Here is a 17,747-nt window from a genome sequence, read left to right on the forward strand (position 1 = left end):
TTCGTGGGCCCGGCAGCCTCGGACTCGGACACGTTCTCACTGGTCATCGATGCATCTTCCATGATCGGGAGTTACACCGAACGATTTACAGTCCCGGCCAGGTCCGCGGGGGTCTGCTCGGCGTGTGGGGTGAAGGGCGGCAGGGGGCGGGCGACCGGGTCCGGCAGGGGGCGGCGACCCGGTCGGCCAGGGCCGGGCACGGAGTCCCGCTCAGCGCGCCGCCATCGGCACACCGCTTCGCTGCGGGTGACCGTCTGAGCCCGGCCCAGCCGGCCCTCCACCCTTGCCGGGTAGTCGTAACTTGCTTGTAGCTGCTGGGAGTTGGGAAGTCCGTAGGTAGTATTCGGCCGACTGGGGAAGTTGTCGGCGGCATGGGCGCCGGATGCGGACCGCGGAACCGCGTGGGGTGCGAGTCGCATCGGTACAGGCATGCGTCAGCCGTCGGCGCGGGGTGTGGCAAGGGAGTGCGGGAAGGAACTCAAAAGAGACCAAGGGGCAGGGGGGAATCGTGGTGTATGCGAGAGCACTGCGCGTCTGGGGGGTCCTCGCGGCGTGCGGGATCCTCCTGCTCGGGTGCACCGGCGGCGGTGACGGCGGAGGCAGTGGCGAAGGCACGGCCGGGGCGGCGACGCCCAAGGCCGGCCGGAGCGCCGGCACGGACGCGGGAGCGGGGGGCGGGGCCGGAGCGACTGGAGGGGACAAGGCGCGGTCGACACCGGGTTTCGATGCGGCGAAGCAGCCGAAGACCCGGGTGCGGGCGCGGGAGTTGATCCGGAAGGTGATTCCCGGCCCGGAGCTGTTCGGGCCGGGGGTGGTACGGGCGACGCCGTACGAGGGTGACCCCGGCCGCTGGGCGGTGCTGGGCGAGGACTGCGTGTGGCAGCAGCGGGAGCTGCCGAAGAACGTCCTGGGTTCCCTGACCCGGCACTTCGTGTTACCCGCGGCGGGCGGCAAGGGCGCGATGCGGCTGTCAGCCACGGTCACCGTGCACCGGACGCCCCTGGACGCGGCCTGGGAGCAGGCCCGGATGCTCGAGGAGGCCCTCGGCTGCGAGGAGCAGTTGCTGCGGCCGGGCGAGCGCCTGACGAATCTGTATTCGTTGGGGAGCGTCTTCGGTGAGGGCACCAACACCGGCTACGACGACTGGGTGACCGAGCGCGGCATGTGCCAGAGCGACTTCCGGGGCGGCCCGTATCCCTACGCATGGCATCAGGTGACGCTCGGACCGGTGGTGGTCTCCGTCTCGGGGTGCGGGGGCCCGGGGCACACCGAGGCGGACGTGTGGGACCCGGTCGGCGAGGCGTACACCAAGGCGACGACGCGGGTGGAGGAAGCGATCGGGTGGGATGCCGGGGCGCCCTCCGGCTCGCCGGAGGCGAAGGTCTCGCCGGAGGCGAAGGTCTCGCCGACCGCGTCCGTGCCGGGCACGAAGGGGGGTGCCTGATGGAGCGGTTGGTTCCGTCCGATCCGTCGTGGCTGGGCGGGCACCGGCTGCTGGGGCGGCTGGGCGCGGGCGGCATGGGCGTGGTCTACCTGGCCCGCACCGGGGCCGGGGAACTGGCCGCGGTGAAGGTGATCCAGCCCGAGTTCGCCGAGCAGCCCGAGTTCCGGGCCCGGTTCCGGCGTGAGGCGGCCTCCGCCGGACGGGTCGGCAGTGCCTGGGTGGTGCCGGTGCTGGGCGCCGACGCGGAGGCCGAGGCGCCGTGGCTGGCGACGGCGTTCGTGCCGGGGCCGTCGCTGGCCGAGGCGGTCGCGGCGTGCGGGCCGCTGCCGGCGCGCGCGGTGCGGGTGCTGGGCAAGATGCTGGCTCAGGCCCTGTCCGCGGTGCACGACGCGGGCCTGGTGCACCGCGACGTCAAGCCCGGCAACATCCTGCTCGCCCTCGACGGGCCACGGCTGATCGACTTCGGCATCGCGCGGCCCACAGCCGCCGAGGCGACGGAGCTGACCACGGACAACATGGTGGTGGGCACGCCCGGGTTCCTCTCCCCCGAGCAGGCACGGGCCCAGGGGGTGGGCCCGCCGAGCGATGTGTTCTCCCTGGGCTGCGTCCTGGCGTACGCCGCCACCGGACGGCCGCCGTTCGGCACCGGCGCCATGGACGCGCTGCTGTACCGCACGGTCCACGACGCACCGGAACTGAACGGTGTCGAGGACGACGGGCTGCGGGCGCTGCTGGTGCGCTGCCTGGACAAGGAGCCCGGACGCCGGCCCACGGCAGCGGAGGTGGACGCGGAGCTGGTGGAGGACGCTCCGGACAATTCCATCGACTGGCTGCCGGACGCCGTGGTGCGGATGGTCGCGGGCCGGTCTGCCGAGCTTCTCGCCCTGCCCGGTATCGAGCCCACCGAGGTCCCGGGCGAGGCTCCGCCCCGGGTACCGGGCCGCCGACGGATCCTGGCCCTGGCCGCGGGCGGTGCGGCCGTGCTCGCGGCGGGCGGCGGCGCGGCGCTGTGGGCGGCGCTGCGGGACGACGAGGAGCCCTCGGCGGCACCGACCACGGGGCCCCGCCGGGTCATCGGGGTCCAGGCGGATCTGAGCGGCCCGCAGAAGGAGGCGGGAAGGGCGCAGGAACGGGCCGCCCGGCTGGCGGTTGAGCGGTTCAACGCCCGCGAGGACAAGCCGTTCACGCTGGCGCTCAAGGTGGTGGACGACCGGGGTGAGACCGCACGGGCCCTGCAAGCGGCCCGGCGTCTGACGCGCGACCGCGAGGTACTCGCCGTCCTCGGCCCCACCGGATACACCTCGGTCCGGGCATGCGTGGAGATCTACGAGCTCGTCGGGATGCCGCTGCTGACCGTCTCCGAACTCTCCCCGTACGCGGCGTCGGCGGTCCTGCCGGCCGACTCACGGGTCTACTTCCATACCACGCCGACAACGGACTTCGCCGCCGTCCGCGCGGTCACCGCGCTCGGTGTGTCAGGGTCCCGCCGCCCAGGTCTGCTGGCCGACCGCGCGGGCGGAGCCGTCGGGATGGAGTCCGCCCCCCTCGTCCCCCGCACGGCGAAGAGCCAGCGGCTGGACCTGTACACGCGGGTCGTCCCTGCCCTCGCCCCCGACCTGTCTCCCGTGGTCGCCGACATGCTCGACCACGGCATCGACGGCCTCTACTACATGGGCACCCCACAGCGCGCCGCGGCTGTCGCCCGGGCCCTGGCCGAGCGGGACTTCGACGGTCCGCGGTTCCTCGAATCCTCCCTGGCCACGGCGTCGTTCATCTCCGGGGCGGGCAGCGCGGCCGAGGGCTGGCAGGTCCTGGCCTCACACATCGCCCCGGAGGCGGAGCCCCTGCGGGACTTCGCGGCCGCCCACCGCGAGCGGTACGGCGGCGCTCCGGCCGTCTGGGGGGCCGAGGCGTACGACGTCACACGCCTGGTCATCGACCGGCTCACCGCACTCGCCGCGAGGAGCGGCCGACGCCCCAGCCGTGCGCAGGTCACCGAGGCCCTCACGAAGGCCGAGTTCAAGGGGCTGGTCGCCACATACGCGTTCGACGAAAACAGACGGCTCAAGACGCCGCGGTTCCACCACTACCGAGTGGACGGCGGCCGGTTCGCCTATGTCCGCTCGGTGAACTTCTCCGAGAGCCTCTGAGGGCACTCGAGGACAAAGGGGGATGGACGATGCGGGCGCTGCGGGCGGAGGACCCCGAGGCCCTGGGCGGGCACCGGCTGCTGGCCCGGCTGGGGGCGGGCGGTATGGGCGTGGTCTACCTGGCCCGTACGGAGGCCGGGGCCCTGGTGGCACTGAAGATGATCCGCGCCGAGCATGCCGCCGATCCCGCCTTCCGGTCCCGGTTCCGGCGCGAGGTACGGCTGGCGACCGGGCTCACCGGCCGCTGGGTGGTGCCGGTGACGACCGCCGACACCGAGGCGCGCGAGCCGTGGCTGGCGAGCACCTTCGTGCCCGGCCCGTCGCTGGCCGAGGCGGTGGACGGCCACGGGCCGCTGCCCGCGCACACGGTCATCACGCTGGGCCGCCTGCTGGCGCGGGCTCTGGCGGAGGTACATGCGGCGGGTCTGGTGCACCGGGACGTCAAGCCCGGCAACGTTCTGCTCGCCCTCGACGGACCGCGGCTGATCGACTTCGGTATCGCGCAGGACGTCGGTGCGACGGCGCTGACCGCGCCCGACGCGGTCATCGGCACGCCCGGCTACCTCTCCCCGGAGCAGACCCGGACGGGCGGGGGTGAGGTGGGCCCGGCGAGCGACGTGTTCTCCCTCGGCTGTGTGCTGGCCTACGCGGCCACCGGACGACGTCCCTTCGGCACCGGCGACCCGGCGGCCGTTCTCTACCGCACCGTCCATGAGGAACCCGACCTCGCCGGCCTCGACCGGCTCCTGCCGCCGCCGGTGTACGAGGCGGTCACCGACTGCCTGGCCAAGGATCCCGGGCGCAGGCCCACGGCGGCCGGCCTCCAACAACGGCTGGAAGCAGCCGCCGACGCACCCGCCGACCCCACCGGCCGGGGCGACTGGCTGCCACCCGGGGTGCTGCGCCTGGTGGCCGAGCGGTCCGCCCGCGCACTCGACCCGCCGCCCCGCCTGGCCGCCGCCACTCTGCCGGAACGATCCGGCAGGGACACGGCACACCCGCCCTCACGCCGCCGCCTCCTCACTGTCGTCGGTTCGGCCGCCGCGGTACTCGCCGCGTCCGGCACCGGCGCCGCCGTCCTGCTCACCCGCAGGGACAGCACCGCCGGCGGCACGCCGCGCACCCTGCCGACCCACACCATCGGCCTCCAACTCGACCTGACAGGGCCGCAGAAGAGCCTGGGAAAAGCGCAGGAGCGCGGGGCCCGGCTCGCCGTCACCGCCCACAACACCCATGCCGACGCACGCTTCAAGCTCGCCCTGAAACCCTTCGACTACGGGGGCGAGGCAGCCAGGGCGCAGGAGACCGCCCGCCGCATCACCGCGGACCCTGCGGTCCTGGCGGTGATCGGTCCCACGACCGCGACCGCCGTGCGCGCCGCGGCACCTCTGTACGCGGACGCGTCCATGCCGCTCGTCCTCGTGTCGTTGGCACCCGAGACCGTGGGACTGCCCGACTCGGATCTGCCGACCGTCTGCGCGACCGTGGTCTCCGAGAACTCCCGGCAGCTTCCGGTCCTCGACTATCTGACCCGAGTACGCCCCACACGCCGGACCGCCGTCATCGACGACCGCGCGGCGGGAAAGAGGTCCTGGGACCTCGTCAGCGACCTGCGCGAGTTCCCGCCCGACGGAGGAACCGCCACCGTCCACTCCGTGGCGGCGGACGAGAACGACTTCCGCTCCGCCGTCGACGCCGCTCTGGCTGCCCGGGCACAGGCGGTCGTCTACACGGGGACCTCGCCGGTCCGGGCCGCTCTCTGCGCCCGCGCACTGGCCGACCGGGGCTTCGCGGGGCCGCGGATGGGATTCGAGCCCGTGATGCGCCCGGCCTTTCTGAAGGAGGCGGGCGAGGCGGCCGAGGGCTGGTTGTTCGAAGCCCCCTACACCGATCCTGCCGCGGCCGGCACCAAGGCCGCCAAGGCGTTCACCGCCGCCCACCGCGAACGCTACGGCGAGCCCCCCGGCCGCTGGGCCGCCGAGGCGTACGACGCCGTCGGTCTGCTCGCCCGCGCCGTGGACGCGCTCGGCACGGGCGCGGGGATCGAGCCCGGCGAGGTCGCCGAACGCCTCTTCCGGACCACCCATGACGGGGTGGCCAAGCGGATCCGGTTCGCCGAGGACAACAGCCACTTCCTGGAACGGGTGAACATGAACTTCCTGTACCAGGTCACGGACGGCGCCTTCCGATTCCTGGGGCGGCACGACCAGGTCACGCGGAAGAAGGCAGCCGATGGGTGAGCGGGCCCCACTCCGCCGCGGCACGGCTCCCGGCCGAGCCGCGAGACCTGCGACGACACCGCGGATGGCGCCCTCGACGACCGTCACCGCCCCGCGTGGCGTTCCACATCACGGCGGGTCACGCGCGTGTGCGTGTACGCGACAGTGAGGAAGGCCGCGACGATCACGGCCGGGGCGGCGGCGGCCAGCAGCCAGTGCGGACCGCCCTCGGGTCCGGCTGCGAGCAGAACGGCCGCGGTCGCGACGGCGGCAACCAGTCCGGAGCCGGTGAGGGCCGCGAAGGAGTATCGCGAACGGGCGTGGCCGCGGTGGCCGGGGGGCGAGGTGTGGCTCAGTGCCGCCCAGTGGCGGGCGATCTCCCTCGCCTCGCACATGTCGGCGCCCAGGCCCGGCGAGTGGACGGCGTCCGACAGCGGGGCGTACAGGAACCAGCCGAAGTCCGCGGCCCCGCCCGGAGTGAGGAAGCCGAACGCGGCGATCGAGGAACCGAACAGGAACAACCAGTAGGCAAGCATGTTCAGACGGGGGAAGGCGACGTCCGGCGCGCCGATCTGCAGCGGCATGATCCAGTTGGCGAAGCCGGTGAACAGCGGCATCGCGAACATCAGCAACATGATCGAGCCGTGCATGGTGAACGCCTGGTTGAACTGCTCGTTCGACATCGCCTGCAGCCCGGGGCGGGCGAGTTCGGCACGCATCATCAGAGCCATCACGCCTCCGACGACGAAGAACACGAACGCGCTGACCAGGTACAGCGTTCCGATCTTCTTGTGGTCGGTGGTCGTCAGCCACTCCACCCACGACGGCCGGTCCGCCGCCCGCCCGGCCGCACCGGCCTCCTCGCGGGCCGCGGGGCGTAGCAGCGCCTCTCCCCCTTGTCTCACCCGGCCCAGCTGCGCCTCGTCCATCGGACGGCGTCCTCCTCGTCTGCTCATGTCGCTCACAGGCCGGGAGGCGCGCGTGCGGTGGTTGGCGCGGCGCTTCCCGGCCTCGACATGATCGTTGGCGGGGCCCCCTGGGCGGATAGGGTCGAACGGCCCCCGCATCCGCCACGGCTTGGGTCCAACGGCCCTTCTCCGCCCCGGTCCAGGACGGGCCGACCGAGGACGCCTCGTATGCCCACATGCGAGCTGCCGTTCGACTCGCCCTCGCGGCGCCCTCAGGTCAGCGGCGGACTTGGCTTGATCGCTGAACGCTCAGCGCGCCGTCCCCCGCCTGCCCACGGGATCGGATAGACACAACGCATGCCTGACTGGAGTGCGATGTTCACTCTTGAGACGCCGGTCCTGGAACTCGTCATCCGTGGAGCAGCCATCTTCTTGGGCCTGCTGCTCCTCATGCGCGTCACCGGCCAGCGCGAATCCGGCGGCCTCGGACTGACCGACGTGCTCCTGGTCGTGCTGATCGCTGAAGCGACCGCAGGAGGGCTCGTCGGGGAATCTCACTCGGTGACCGACGGCATCATCGTCGTGGCCACCATCCTCGTCTGCCACCTTGCCGTCGACGCCGCCGCCTATCGATCCCCTCGCGTCGCAGCGGTGCTGAAAGCCGAGCCCAAGATCCTGATCAGGGACGGACGCTTCGATCACCACGTGATGCGGCGTGAGCTCATGACCGCCCAGGAAGTGCGCAGCCAACTGCGCCTTCACGGCATCCACGACCCCTCCCGCGTGCACCTGGCGTACCTCGAACCCAACGGAATGATCAGCGTCCTGACCAGCCAGGATGACGAAACAGGAGACGCTCCCCAGCATCCTCCGGCTCGGTGAGCGTGGCGTCCTGTGCACCGCGTTCACGCTGCCCGCACCGCCGGCGGTCGGCCTGAGCGTCGGCCTCAGGGCGACACCATGGACCATCCTCGCGGTCAGGCAGTCGAACCGACGAGCTTCCAGCCGGTCTGCCACGACCAGCCGTTGCGGGCGTTGAGGCTGATGTTCAAGAACCCGAGTTCCTCCAGCGAGCGGGCCATCCGCAGGCCGCCGGCGTCGATCGGCCGAAAGCCCAGAGAGCTCAGCAACCGCGCCACTGTCTCCTTGGCTGCCTCGTCCTCGCCCGCGTAGAAGCCGTCCAGCGGCTGACCGTCCTCAGTGGGGTTGCCCAGCCGGGACGCCAGGATCGTGTTGAACGCCTTGACCAGCCTGGCCTGCGGCGCGTCGGCGGCCAACTGCTCGGCGTGACTGATCCCGGAGGTGGTCAGGTCACTGTAGGTGTCATTGAGCGGATTGGTGACGTCCACAACGACCGTGCCCGCCGCGGCGGCCGCACCCAGTTGGCCCAACACCTCGGCGGCGGCCGCGGCCGGCACGGCCAGCACCACCACGTCCGCACCCCGAGCCGCCTCCGCCGGGTCGGCCGCGACCGCGGCACCGGTCTGTTCGGCCACCTTCGCCGCGTGGTCCTGGCGTGCCGCGGTAACAGTGACCTCGTGTCCCGCCGTGGTGGCCGCCGAGGCGAGACCCCCGCCGACGTTGCCGGCACCGATGATCCCCACACGCATGACGAACTCCTTGCCAGGTGCTGTGACACAGGACACACCAGGTACCCATGAGGGCGAACACGAACCCCGTCGGCGTCATCTGCGACCGGGCGGCTGAGCGGCTGGCGGCGCTTCGCAGAGGCGACGGGCCCCAGTCGGCGCTGCTGCGCGTGGAGGGAGAGGCTGGAAGGGCCGGCGCACGGACAACCGTCCTGGACGCGCCCTTTACAGCAAGATCACTATCGCCGGTCACCCCGTCCATGGGCAGCAGCTCTGGCTCAACCTGCCCATCGCCCTCAACATCGCCGGGCTGGGCCCGTTGCCGGCGGCCCTGCCCGGCGTCGCCGACCTGGCGTTCGGCGTTCCCCGCCGGTCGGCGGCCACATCGCCGGACAGTCCGCCTCCTCTCACCGTGTGTGCAGCCAGTCGTCGGCGACGCCGTGCAGCGCCTGCGGCCCGGGCTGGGGACGCGAGTCGTCCAGCCGGTGGGTGAGCTGGTCGACCACGCCGACCACGCCGTCGATCCGGCGGGTCATGGACACGGCGATCTCCGTCTCGCTCTTGCGTTCCATGTGACCGCCGAGCGTGACGACCCCTTCGACCACGAAGACGTCGATGCTCCTCGGCGCCAGCCACAGCGCCCGCACCAGGACCTCGTCGATCACCTCCTGACGGATGTCCTCGTCGGGCCGCAGGAAGACCTGGAGCAGGTCGCGCCGGGTGACGATGCCGACAAGCCGGTCCTCCTCGTCCACGACGGGCAGCCGCTCCACGCGCCGCTGGGCCATGGTCCGGGCGGCCTCGACGATGGTGGCGTCGGCGTGCACGGTGACGGCCGGTTCGGTCATCAGCTGTCCGGCGGTCCGGGCCCGCGCCTTCACGGCCCGCCTCCGGGCGGTACGCGTCAGCCCGGCGAACGGCAGGCGGCGCTCCGGCGGCCGGAACGGGTCGGGGGTCTCCGCCTGCCGGACCATGAGGTCCGTCTCGGAGATCACCCCGAGGACCTTCCCCTCCTCGTCGACGACCGGCAGTCCGCTGATCCGGTGGTCGGCCAGCAGCCGGGCCACCTCCTTGAACGGCGTGCCGTACTCGGCGCGGACGACCGGCGTTGTCATCACGGAACCGACCTTGTGGTGTCTCATGGCTGTTCTCCTCCTCAGCGGAGCCTGCGCAGGTACGGGTCACTCGGCCTGCGCGGCAGCAGGCGTACCCGCGCGTCGAGCACGGAGACTCCGGCCGGTGTCGCGAGTACGGGGTTGAAGTCGGCCTCGGCGAGCTGCGGCAGGTCGGCCGCCATGCGGGACAGCCGGAGCAGCAGTTGCTCCAGGCCCTCCAGGTCGACGGGACCGCTGCCGCGTGCCCCGAACAGCAGCGGCGCGCAGCGCGGCGCGGTGATCAGGTCGTGCACGTCGTGGTCGGTGAGCGGGGCGAGCCGGGCGGCGTGATCGCCCAGTACCTCGGTCGCCGTGCCGCCCAGCCCGAACAGGACGAGCGGGCCGAAGACCTCGTCCTGCACGACGCCGGCGAACAGTTCGGTGCCGCGCGCCGCGAGCGGCTGCACGACCACGCCGGTCAGCAGGCCCGCGAACCGGGTGTCGAAGTCCCGGAAGGCGGCCCGTACCTGGGCGTCGCCCTGGAGGTCGAGGTGGACGGCGTGCTGCTCGCTCTTGTGGACCAGCCCCGGCCAGTGGGCCTTCATCACGACCCGGCCGTCGGGGCCGCGCAGCCGTTCGGCGGCGATGACGGCGTCGTCCTCCGTCTCGGCCCAGGCCCACGCGAGCTGCGGGATGGCGTAGCAGGCGAGGAGGTCGGCGCAGGTGCGCGGGTCGAGCCAGCCGCCGTCCGGGTGGCCGGTCAGGAAGGTCTCGGCGACCTGGTGGGCGCGCGCCGTGTCGACCCCGTCGAGGTCGGGGACCGTCCCCGGAGGCCGGCTCTGCCAGGCCGCGCGGCGGGCCGCGTGGGCGAGCGCCCGTGCCGCCGCCTGGGGCTCGGCGTACGACGGGATCGCGCCGCCGCCGGTGGCGGGCAGCAGCGTGACCGGCGGCTCCTGTTCGAGCCGTATCGCGGCGACGGGCCGTGTCCGGCGGCCCGGGCCGCCGGTGACGGCCTTGATGAGGTCGTCGCCGGTCGCCGCGGCGACGGCGGTCGGGACGAGGGCCAGCAGGACGGCATCGATGCCGCCGTGGCGCGTGATCCGGTCCACACAGTTCCTGAGCTGCTCCTCGGTGACCGCGGCGGTCGTGTCGACGGGATTGCCGACGGCGGCGCCCTCGGGCAGCGCGTCGCGCAGGTCGTCGACCACTTCGGGCGGGAACGGGGGAAGGGCGAGTCCCGCCTCCGCACAGGCGTCGGCGGCCAGGACTCCCGCGCCGCCCGCGTTGGTGACGATCGCGACGCGGGTGCCCGCCGGGAGCGGCTGGGCGTGCAACAGGGCGGCCGTTTCCAGGAGTTCGCCCACCGAGCGGGTCGCGGTGATGCCCGCCTGGGTGAACAGCGCCTGCCGGGTCATGGTCCGGGTGGCGGCGGCCGCGGTGTGCGAGGCGGCCGCGCGGCGGCCCGCGTCGGTGCGGCCCGCGTCCACGGTGAGCACCGGCATGCGGCGGGTCACCCGGCGGGCGGTGCGGGAGAACGCCCGCGGGTTGCCGAAGGACTCCAGGTGCAGCAGGGCGAGGTCGGTCGTGCCGTCGCTCTCCCACCACTGGAGCATGTCGTTGCCGCTGACGTCGTACTTGTCGCCGAGCGACGCGAAGGACGACACACCGATGCCGAGCCGGGACAGCCCGTCGAGCAGCGCGATGCCGACACCGCCGGACTGCACGGCCACGCCGGCCGTGCCGGGGCGCGGGTGGCGGGCGGCGAACGTGGCGTCCAGGGACAGCTTCGGGTCCGTGTTGGAGATGCCGAGGCAGTTGGGGCCGACGAGCCGCATACCGTGCGTGCGGCACGCCGCCATCAGGGCCTCGGCCTGCTCGCTGTCGAGGCCGGCGGAGACGACGAGGAGGGCTCGTACACCCGCCTTGCCGCACTCCTCGGCGGTGGCCGGGATCGCCGCGCCGGGCACCGCGACGACCACGAGGTCGGGTGTCGTGGGCAGTGCGCCTACCGACGGGTAGGAGCGCACACCGAGGATCGAGGAAGCGCGGGGGTTCACGGCGAACAGCCGCCCGGAGAACCCGCCGGTGTGCAGGTGGTGGAGGATGGCCCGCCCCACGGAGCCGGCCTTGCGCCCGGCGCCGACGACGGCGACGGCGCCCGGCCGCAGCAGCGGGACCAGGCTGGCCACGTCGGCCGCCCTGCCGCGGGCCTCGACGGCCGAGAGGTAGGTGTCGTCCTCGCCGAGTTCGACGGTGCACCGCACCTCCGGGCCCTCGAAGCGGCGGGTCGTGCGCAGGCCCAGGTCGGCGAAGAGCCGGAGCACCTCGTGGTTCTCGCTGAGCGCGTCGGCGGTGAACGTGGTGATGCCGTCCGCGCGGGCGGCCGAGACCAGGTGTTCGAGGAGGAGGGTGCCGACGCCCCGGTGGTGCAGTCCGTCGGCCACGGCGATGGAGACGTCCGCCGTGGCCGCGTCCTCGTCGCCGGCGTACTCGGCGAGACCGATCACCTGACCGTGCGTCTCGGCCAGCAGGGCCCGACAGCCGGGGCGAGGTGGAGCACAGGCCCGGTCGGCGGCCATCGCGGCGGAACGCCGGCTCGCGGCGAAGAACCGCAGCCGGAGGTTCTCCGGGGACATCTCCTCGTACAGCCCCCGCACCTGCTCGCCGTCGCCGGGTTCCACGGGGCGGATGCACACGGTGGTGCCGTCCACGAGCAGGGCGTGAGCGGTACGGGGGCCGAGCGTGTCGTTCGTCATGGCAGGTCTCCTCCACACCTCGTCACTCTTCGAGCATCCGGCGGGAGGGAGGGTCGTCCCAGGGGCTGTCCGGGGGCGGACCTGGGGCCGGTCGGCCCTGCGACGCCGTCTGGTCGGCCCATCCCGTCGCGCACCCCTGTCTGCCACGTTCCTGGGGGTGACGACGGGAAGGAGCGGACCGATGCGCGGAGAGCCGCGGACGAAGAGGAAGCCCAGGCGTACGAGCCTGGGGCTGTGGCGGTGGCGGAGCAATCCGGTCCGGCGACGCGACGACGTCCTGGAGGCGTGGCTCCTGCTGGCCGCGTGGGCGCTGATCGTGGTGGGTGGAACGCTCACCGCAGTGGTGGTCGCCCGAGCCGCCGAGGAGGAGTTCGCACGGCAGCGGGCCGACCGGACTCCGGTCCGGGCCGTGCTCGTCACCGATGCCCCCCGCACCGCTTCCACGGACTCGGGCGTGGCCGGCGACGAGGCTCTGGCGAAGGTGCGCTGGACGGCGCCCGACGGCTCCCCCCGCACCGACAGGACCCTGGTGGACGCCGGGCAGAGGGCGGGCGGCAGCGTCACTGTCTGGACCGACCGACGGGGTTACCTGCGTACGGAACCGCCCACCCCCGCCGAGGCGGCCGTCGAGGCCGGCGTCCTCGGAGCCGCGGCCGCCGTCGCCCTGGGCGGCGCCGTCTTCGCCGCCGGCCGCACCGCACGCTGGTGGCTCGACCGCCGGCGCCTCGACCGGTGGAGCAGGGAGTGGGACGTGGTGGGTCCGCAGTGGGGGCGCACGACCCGCTGATCCCCCCCACGTACGGCTCCCGCCGGCGTCCACGTCCCCGGGTTCCGGCCGGGACGGGCCCCCGCACGGCCGGTGCGGGGGCCCGCTGCGACCGTCATCCGCACTTCTCTCGCTGCCCACAGGCCGAGTGCCGCGCCCAGGACACCTCCAGAGATCAGGACGAGCCAGCCGGTGCCGCTGATCGCGTTCTCGTCCGTGACCAGCCACACGGTGGCGGCGATCGCCAGGGCCATGGCCGCCGCGGAGAGGGTGTTGCCGCGGCGGGCCGTGCGCGGGTGGTTCATCAGGTGCAGGCCCATCACGAAGCAGGCGGCCGCGGCCAGGAAGATGTAGTGCACGGCGTTGGAGACGGTGTTCATGGCTTCTCACACCTCCGCCTTCTCCTGTGTGTCAGCGGTGGGTCTTCCGGTGGCCGGCCTGGCCTTGAACATCTCCAGCATCCGGTCGGTGACGACGTATCCGCCGACGACGTTCATGGCGCCGAAGACCATGGCCGCGAAGGCAAGGACGTAGCCGATCCAGGTGTGCGCTTCGGCCGCGATCAGCATGGCGCTGATGACGACGATCCCGTGCACCGAGTTGGAACCGGACATCAGCGGGGTGTGCAGGGTCGCCGGGACCTTGCTGATGACCTCGATGCCGACCAGGACGCTCAGCACGAAGACGGTGATCGCGGTGAGGAGATCGAGGTTGTTCATGATGACGCTCCTCCCATGAGCGCGGCCGTGATCTCGTCGGCCGGGTCGAGGTTCAGTTCGCCGTCGCGCACGAGGTGCCCGAGCAGCGCCACGAGGTTGCGGGCGTATGCCGTGGACGCGGCCGTCGCCATCGCGGAGGGCAGCCGGCCGGCGCCGATGAGGGTGACGCCGCCCGCGAGGACGGCTGTCTTGTCGGGCTCGGTGCCCTCGACGTTGCCGCCGAGTTCGCTCGCCGCCAGGTCGATGACGACCGAGCCGGGCTTCATCCGCTCCAGTACGGCCTCGGTCACGAGCAACGGCGGCTTGCGCCCCGGCACCTGGGCCGTGGTGATGACGATGTCGGAGCGGGCGATGTGCGCGTCGAGCGCCTCGCGCTGTGCCCGCTGCTCCTGCTCCGTCAGCTCCCGTGCGTAGCCGCCCTGTCCGGCGCCCGATTCCCCGCTCCGGTGGCTCTGGATGTCGAGGAACCGGGCGCCGAGCGACTCCACCTCCCCCCGGGACGCGGGACGTACGTCGTAGGCCGTGACGACGGCGCCGAGACGGCGGGCGGTGGCGATGGCCTGCAGCCCGGCCACTCCGGCGCCGAGGACGAGGACCTGTGCCGGGCGCATGGTGCCCGCCGCCGTGGTCAGCATCGGGAAGAAACGGTCGTACGAGTCGGCCGCCACCAGGGCCGCCTTGTAGCCGGCGACACTGGCCTGGGACGTCAGCGCGTCCATGGACTGGGCGCGGCTGAGGGTGCGCGGCAGCAGGTCGAGGCTCACCGTGCGCACGCCGCGCTCGGTCAGCTCCTCGGTGAGACCGGGGTGGCGCAGTGGTTCGAGCAGGCCGATGAGGGTCTGCCCGGCGCGCAGGGCCTGCGCCGTCTCCGGGTGCGGCGGGCCGACGCACAGGACGGCGTCCGCACGTGCGTACAGCTCGTCGGGTGCTACGACGGTCGCGCCGGCGTCGGTGTAGTCGGTGTCGGTGAACCAGGCGCCGGATCCGGCTCCGGTCTCGATCAGGACGTCGAGTCCGGCCCGGCGCAGGAGGGTGACGGCCTCGGGGACGAGGGCGACGCAGCGTTCGCCGGGCGCCCGTTCCCGTAGGGCGCCCACGGTGAGGGTTCCCATGATCTGCTGCCTCTCCCCGGGGCCCGGACCCGTGGGTGCCGGGCCCCGGAACTCTCAGAACTCGAAGACGAGCCGGGCCTCGGCCCGCCCACCGAGGACTTCGTCGAAGGACTCGTTGACCTGCTCCAGGCGCCGGGGTTCGGCGATGACCTGGGTGCGTCCGGCCGCGTGCAGCGCGAACACCTCGGTCAGGTCCTGGCGGGTGCCGACGATGGAGCCGATGACGGAGATGCCGCCGAGCACGGTCTCGAAGATCGGCACGTTGATCGCCGCGTTGTCGGCGGGCAGGCCGACCATGACCAGGCGCCCGCCCCGGTTGAGGGACCGGTAGGCCTGCTCGAACGCCTTGGCGCTGGCGGCGAGTACGACGGCCACGTCCGCGCCGCCGGCCTTCTTGATCTCCTCGACCGGGTCGTGCGTACGGGCGTTGACGAGCTGGTCGGCGCCGAGCCGGTGGGCCAGGCCCAGCTTGTCCGGTTCGAGGTCGACGGCGGTGACGAAGCCGCCGACGAGCCGCGCGTACTGCACGGCCAGGTGGCCGAGGCCGCCGATGCCGAAGACGGCGACCCGCTCGGCCGGGACCACGCGCGCGACCTTGATCGCCTTGTACGTGGTGACGCCCGCGCAGGTCAGCGGCGCCGCGTCGAACGACGACACGCCCTCGGGTACCCGGACCACGGCGCCCGCGTCGGCGACGGCGTACTCGGCGTAGCAACCGTCCACGGAGTAGCCGGAGTTGACCTGGCTCTCGCAGAGGGTCTCCCAGCCGGAGACGCAGTAGCGGCAGGTGCCGCAGGACGAGCCCAGCCACGGGATGGCGACGCGCTCGCCGACCAGGTCGGCGCTCACGCCCTCGCCGACGGCCTGGACGGGGCCGATGCCCTCGTGTCCGGGGATGAACGGCGGCCTGGGCTTGACCGGCCAGTCGCCGTGGGCCGCGTGGATGTCGGTGTGGCAGAGGCCGGAGGCCTCCATACGGACGAGCACCTGGCCGGGGCCGGGCTCGGGGACGGGGAGTTCCTGGATCTCCAGGGGCTTCCCGAGGTCGGTGACGACTGCTGCCTTCATGATCTGTTCCTCAACTGGCCTTGTGCCGTGGTTGTCTGACCCGGGTGACGAAACGCAGCCCGTCCCCTGCTGCGAGGGAGAAGCCGCCCGGTGTGCCGTGTGCGACGTCCAGGACGAGGCGCGGGCGGCCGAGTGCCTCGTACAGGTCGGCGTCGATGTGGAAGGTGCAGCCGTCCAGGACGCCGAGCAGCATGTCGCCTTCGCCGAGGGTGAACTCACCGCCGGGGAAGCACATCGGATCGCTGCCGTCGCAGCAGCCGCCGGACTGGACGAACATCACCGGCCGCCCGTGGGCGGCGCGCAGGGCCGCGATGGCCTTGTGCGCCGCCTCGGTGGCGGTGACGCGCCCGGCGTTGCCGTTCACGACCTTCGCGGGCATGTCGCTGCTCTCCTTCAGAACAGCCCGAGCGGCTTGGTGCCGTAGCTGACCAGGAGGTTCTTGGTCTGGCTGTAGTGCTCGAGCATCATCTTGTGCGTCTCGCGGCCGATGCCGGAGACCTTGTAGCCACCGAACGCGGCACCCGCGGGGTACTGGTGGTAGCAGTTCGTCCAGACACGGCCCGCCTTGATGGCGCGGCCCATCCGGAAGGTGCGGTTGGTGTCGCGGCTCCACACGCCGGCCCCGAGGCCGTACAGCGTGTCGTTGGCGATCTCCAGGGCCTCGGCCTCGTCCTTGAAGGTGGTGACCGCGAGGACGGGTCCGAAGATCTCCTCCTGGAAGATCCGCATCTTGTTGTGGCCCTTGAGCACGGTCGGCTCGTGGAAGAAGCCGTCCGCGAACTCGCCGCCGATGGCGGGACGGCGACCGCCGGCGAGCAGTTCGGCGCCCTCCTGCAGACCGATGTCGACGTACGACGCGATCTTCTCGACCTGCTGCCGGGAGACCTGGGGGCCGATCATGGTCGCGGTGTCGAGGGGGTTGCCCTGCTTGATGGCGCGGATGCGCTCCAGGCAGCGGCCCATGAACTCCTCGTAGATGTCCTCCTGGATCAGGGCGCGGGAGGGGCAGGTGCACACCTCGCCCTTGTTGAAGGCGTACAGGACGAGTCCCTCGACGGCCTTGCTCAGGAAGTCGTCGTCCTCGGCGGCCACGTCGTTGAAGAAGATGTTCGGCGACTTGCCGCCCAGCTCCAGGGTGACCGGGATGATGTTCTCCGACGCGTACTGCATGATCAGCCGGCCGGTGGTGGTCTCGCCGGTGAAGGCGACCTTGGCGATGCGCTTGTTGGTGGCCAGCGCCTTGCCGATGGCGGCGCCCGGCCCGTTGACGACGTTGAGGACGCCCGGCGGCAGGATGTCGCCGATGACCTCCATCAGCTTCAGGATCGACCACGGGGTGGGCGACGCCGGCTTGATGACCGAGGCGTTGCCCGCGGCGAGGGCCGGGGCGAGCTTCCACGCGGCCATCAGCAGCGGGAAGTTGAACGGGATGATCTGTCCGACGACGCCCAGCGGCTCGTGGAAGTGGTAGGCGATGGTCTCCTTGTCGATCTCGGTGATCGAGCTCTCCTCGGCCCGTATCGCGGCCGCGAAGTAGCGGAAGTGGTCGGCCGCCAGCGGGATGTCGGCGGCGAGGGTCTCACGGACCGGCTTGCCGTTGTCCCAGCTCTCGGCGACGGCGAGTTCCTCGCGGTGGGCGTCGATGGCGTCGGCGACCGCGTTCAGGACGGCGGCCCGCTGGGCGGTGGACGCCTCGCCCCACTTGTCCTTCGCGGCGTGCGCGGCGTCCAGGGCGAGTTCGATGTCCCGCGGACCCGACTTCGCGATCTCGCAGATCGGCTTGGCGGTGGCGGGGCTCAGGTTGGTCGCGTACTCACCGGTGGTGGGTGCCTCCCACTTGCCGCCGATGAAGTTCTCGTACCTGGGCGCGACATGGACGAGGCTGCCCGCCTTTCCCGGAGGCTCGTACTTCATGACCGTCC

The 17,747-nt window shown here is 72.5% G+C and carries 14 protein-coding genes and 1 pseudogene; 5 read left to right on the plus strand and 10 right to left on the minus strand.

What is annotated here, in order from left to right:
* The first annotated feature begins 508 nt into the window (after positions 1-508).
* The 3 genes from ACZ49J_RS43855 to ACZ49J_RS43865 are packed head-to-tail and all read left to right on the plus strand — an operon-like array spanning position 509 to position 5,834.
* Positions 509-1,444 (plus strand): hypothetical protein, encoded by a 936-nt coding sequence (locus ACZ49J_RS43855; RefSeq protein ID WP_467456983.1) that lies wholly within the window; start codon positions 509-511, stop codon positions 1,442-1,444.
* Positions 1,444-3,594, plus strand: coding sequence for a bifunctional serine/threonine-protein kinase/ABC transporter substrate-binding protein (locus ACZ49J_RS43860; RefSeq protein ID WP_467456981.1), 2,151 nt, complete (start codon positions 1,444-1,446; stop codon positions 3,592-3,594). Before ACZ49J_RS43855 ends, ACZ49J_RS43860 begins: the two co-directional genes overlap by 1 nt.
* Positions 3,595-3,623: 29 nt before the next feature.
* Entirely contained in the window at positions 3,624-5,834 is a 2,211-nt protein-coding gene (locus ACZ49J_RS43865; RefSeq protein ID WP_467456980.1) for a bifunctional serine/threonine-protein kinase/ABC transporter substrate-binding protein, read from the plus strand.
* An 83-nt stretch (positions 5,835-5,917) separates the two neighbouring features.
* Here ACZ49J_RS43865 and ACZ49J_RS43870 read toward each other — a convergent pair whose 3' ends face one another.
* On the minus strand, positions 5,918-6,742 hold the full coding sequence (locus ACZ49J_RS43870) for a cbb3-type cytochrome c oxidase subunit I (RefSeq protein ID WP_467456979.1): 825 nt from the start codon (positions 6,740-6,742) through the stop codon (positions 5,918-5,920).
* Positions 6,743-7,153: 411 nt separating this feature from the next.
* Between ACZ49J_RS43870 and ACZ49J_RS43875 the strand changes: the two genes are divergently transcribed.
* Positions 7,154-7,603, plus strand: a complete 450-nt coding sequence (locus ACZ49J_RS43875; protein WP_467456978.1) for a DUF421 domain-containing protein — start codon at positions 7,154-7,156, stop codon at positions 7,601-7,603.
* A 95-nt stretch (positions 7,604-7,698) separates the two neighbouring features.
* On the opposite strand, the gene ACZ49J_RS43880 is transcribed toward ACZ49J_RS43875, so the two are convergent.
* The 3 genes from ACZ49J_RS43880 to ACZ49J_RS43890 all read right to left on the minus strand — a co-directional run bounded on the left by ACZ49J_RS43880 (position 7,699) and on the right by ACZ49J_RS43890 (position 12,160).
* Positions 7,699-8,331, minus strand: coding sequence for an NADPH-dependent F420 reductase (locus ACZ49J_RS43880; protein ID WP_467456976.1), 633 nt, complete (start codon positions 8,329-8,331; stop codon positions 7,699-7,701).
* Positions 8,332-8,717: 386 nt separating this feature from the next.
* Positions 8,718-9,452 (minus strand): CBS domain-containing protein, encoded by a 735-nt coding sequence (locus ACZ49J_RS43885; RefSeq protein ID WP_467456975.1) that lies wholly within the window; start codon positions 9,450-9,452, stop codon positions 8,718-8,720.
* A gap of 14 nt (positions 9,453-9,466) precedes the next feature.
* The gene (locus ACZ49J_RS43890) at positions 9,467-12,160 is read right to left on the minus strand and encodes a bifunctional acetate--CoA ligase family protein/GNAT family N-acetyltransferase (protein ID WP_467456973.1); all 2,694 of its coding nucleotides are present in this window, start codon (positions 12,158-12,160) and stop codon (positions 9,467-9,469) included.
* Between the two features lie 181 nt (positions 12,161-12,341).
* Here ACZ49J_RS43890 and ACZ49J_RS43895 point away from each other — a divergent pair, with 181 nt between their 5' ends.
* Positions 12,342-12,947 (plus strand): Rv1733c family protein, encoded by a 606-nt coding sequence (locus ACZ49J_RS43895; RefSeq protein ID WP_467456971.1) that lies wholly within the window; start codon positions 12,342-12,344, stop codon positions 12,945-12,947.
* 152 nt (positions 12,948-13,099) lie between these two features.
* Here the strand turns inward: ACZ49J_RS43895 and ACZ49J_RS43900 are convergent.
* The 6 genes and pseudogenes from ACZ49J_RS43900 to ACZ49J_RS43925 all read right to left on the minus strand — a co-directional run.
* A pseudogene (locus tag ACZ49J_RS43900) lies at positions 13,100-13,306 on the minus strand (NAD(P)(+) transhydrogenase (Re/Si-specific) subunit beta); the annotation flags it as partial.
* A gap of 6 nt (positions 13,307-13,312) precedes the next feature.
* On the minus strand, positions 13,313-13,645 hold the full coding sequence (locus ACZ49J_RS43905; protein WP_467456970.1) for an NAD(P) transhydrogenase subunit alpha part 2: 333 nt from the start codon (positions 13,643-13,645) through the stop codon (positions 13,313-13,315).
* Positions 13,642-14,757 (minus strand): NAD(P) transhydrogenase subunit alpha, encoded by a 1,116-nt coding sequence (locus tag ACZ49J_RS43910; protein ID WP_467456969.1) that lies wholly within the window; start codon positions 14,755-14,757, stop codon positions 13,642-13,644. Before ACZ49J_RS43910 ends, ACZ49J_RS43905 begins: the two co-directional genes overlap by 4 nt.
* 54 nt (positions 14,758-14,811) lie before the next feature.
* Positions 14,812-15,825, minus strand: a complete 1,014-nt coding sequence (locus tag ACZ49J_RS43915; RefSeq protein WP_467456968.1) for a zinc-dependent alcohol dehydrogenase — start codon at positions 15,823-15,825, stop codon at positions 14,812-14,814.
* A 10-nt stretch (positions 15,826-15,835) separates the two neighbouring features.
* Positions 15,836-16,204 carry a DUF779 domain-containing protein gene (locus ACZ49J_RS43920; protein WP_467456966.1) on the minus strand — a complete coding sequence of 123 codons (369 nt, stop codon included), beginning with the start codon at positions 16,202-16,204 and terminating at the stop codon, positions 15,836-15,838.
* Positions 16,205-16,218: 14 nt separating this feature from the next.
* Complete coding sequence (locus ACZ49J_RS43925) at positions 16,219-17,739, minus strand: aldehyde dehydrogenase family protein (protein WP_467456965.1); 1,521 nt, start codon at positions 17,737-17,739, stop codon at positions 16,219-16,221.
* Between the last annotated feature and the right edge of the window lie 8 nt (positions 17,740-17,747).

This window comes from Streptomyces sp. NPDC030840 (assembly GCF_055572015.1).

Bases quoted from the DNA above. Each gene is read 5' to 3' on its own strand.
- ACZ49J_RS43860 (WP_467456981.1), top strand. From the start codon at position 1,444: ATGGAGCGGTTGGTTCCGTCCGATCCGTCGTGGCTGGGCGGGCACCGG.
- ACZ49J_RS43865 (WP_467456980.1), top strand. From the start codon at position 3,624: ATGCGGGCGCTGCGGGCGGAGGACCCCGAGGCCCTGGGCGGGCACCGG.
- ACZ49J_RS43870 (WP_467456979.1), bottom strand. From the start codon at position 6,742: ATGGACGAGGCGCAGCTGGGCCGGGTGAGACAAGGGGGAGAGGCGCTG.
- ACZ49J_RS43880 (WP_467456976.1), bottom strand. From the start codon at position 8,331: ATGCGTGTGGGGATCATCGGTGCCGGCAACGTCGGCGGGGGTCTCGCC.
- ACZ49J_RS43885 (WP_467456975.1), bottom strand. From the start codon at position 9,452: ATGAGACACCACAAGGTCGGTTCCGTGATGACAACGCCGGTCGTCCGC.
- ACZ49J_RS43890 (WP_467456973.1), bottom strand. From the start codon at position 12,160: ATGACGAACGACACGCTCGGCCCCCGTACCGCTCACGCCCTGCTCGTG.
- ACZ49J_RS43895 (WP_467456971.1), top strand. From the start codon at position 12,342: ATGCGCGGAGAGCCGCGGACGAAGAGGAAGCCCAGGCGTACGAGCCTG.
- ACZ49J_RS43905 (WP_467456970.1), bottom strand. From the start codon at position 13,645: ATGAACAACCTCGATCTCCTCACCGCGATCACCGTCTTCGTGCTGAGC.
- ACZ49J_RS43910 (WP_467456969.1), bottom strand. From the start codon at position 14,757: ATGGGAACCCTCACCGTGGGCGCCCTACGGGAACGGGCGCCCGGCGAA.
- ACZ49J_RS43915 (WP_467456968.1), bottom strand. From the start codon at position 15,825: ATGAAGGCAGCAGTCGTCACCGACCTCGGGAAGCCCCTGGAGATCCAG.
- ACZ49J_RS43920 (WP_467456966.1), bottom strand. From the start codon at position 16,204: ATGCCCGCGAAGGTCGTGAACGGCAACGCCGGGCGCGTCACCGCCACC.
- ACZ49J_RS43925 (WP_467456965.1), bottom strand. From the start codon at position 17,739: ATGAAGTACGAGCCTCCGGGAAAGGCGGGCAGCCTCGTCCATGTCGCG.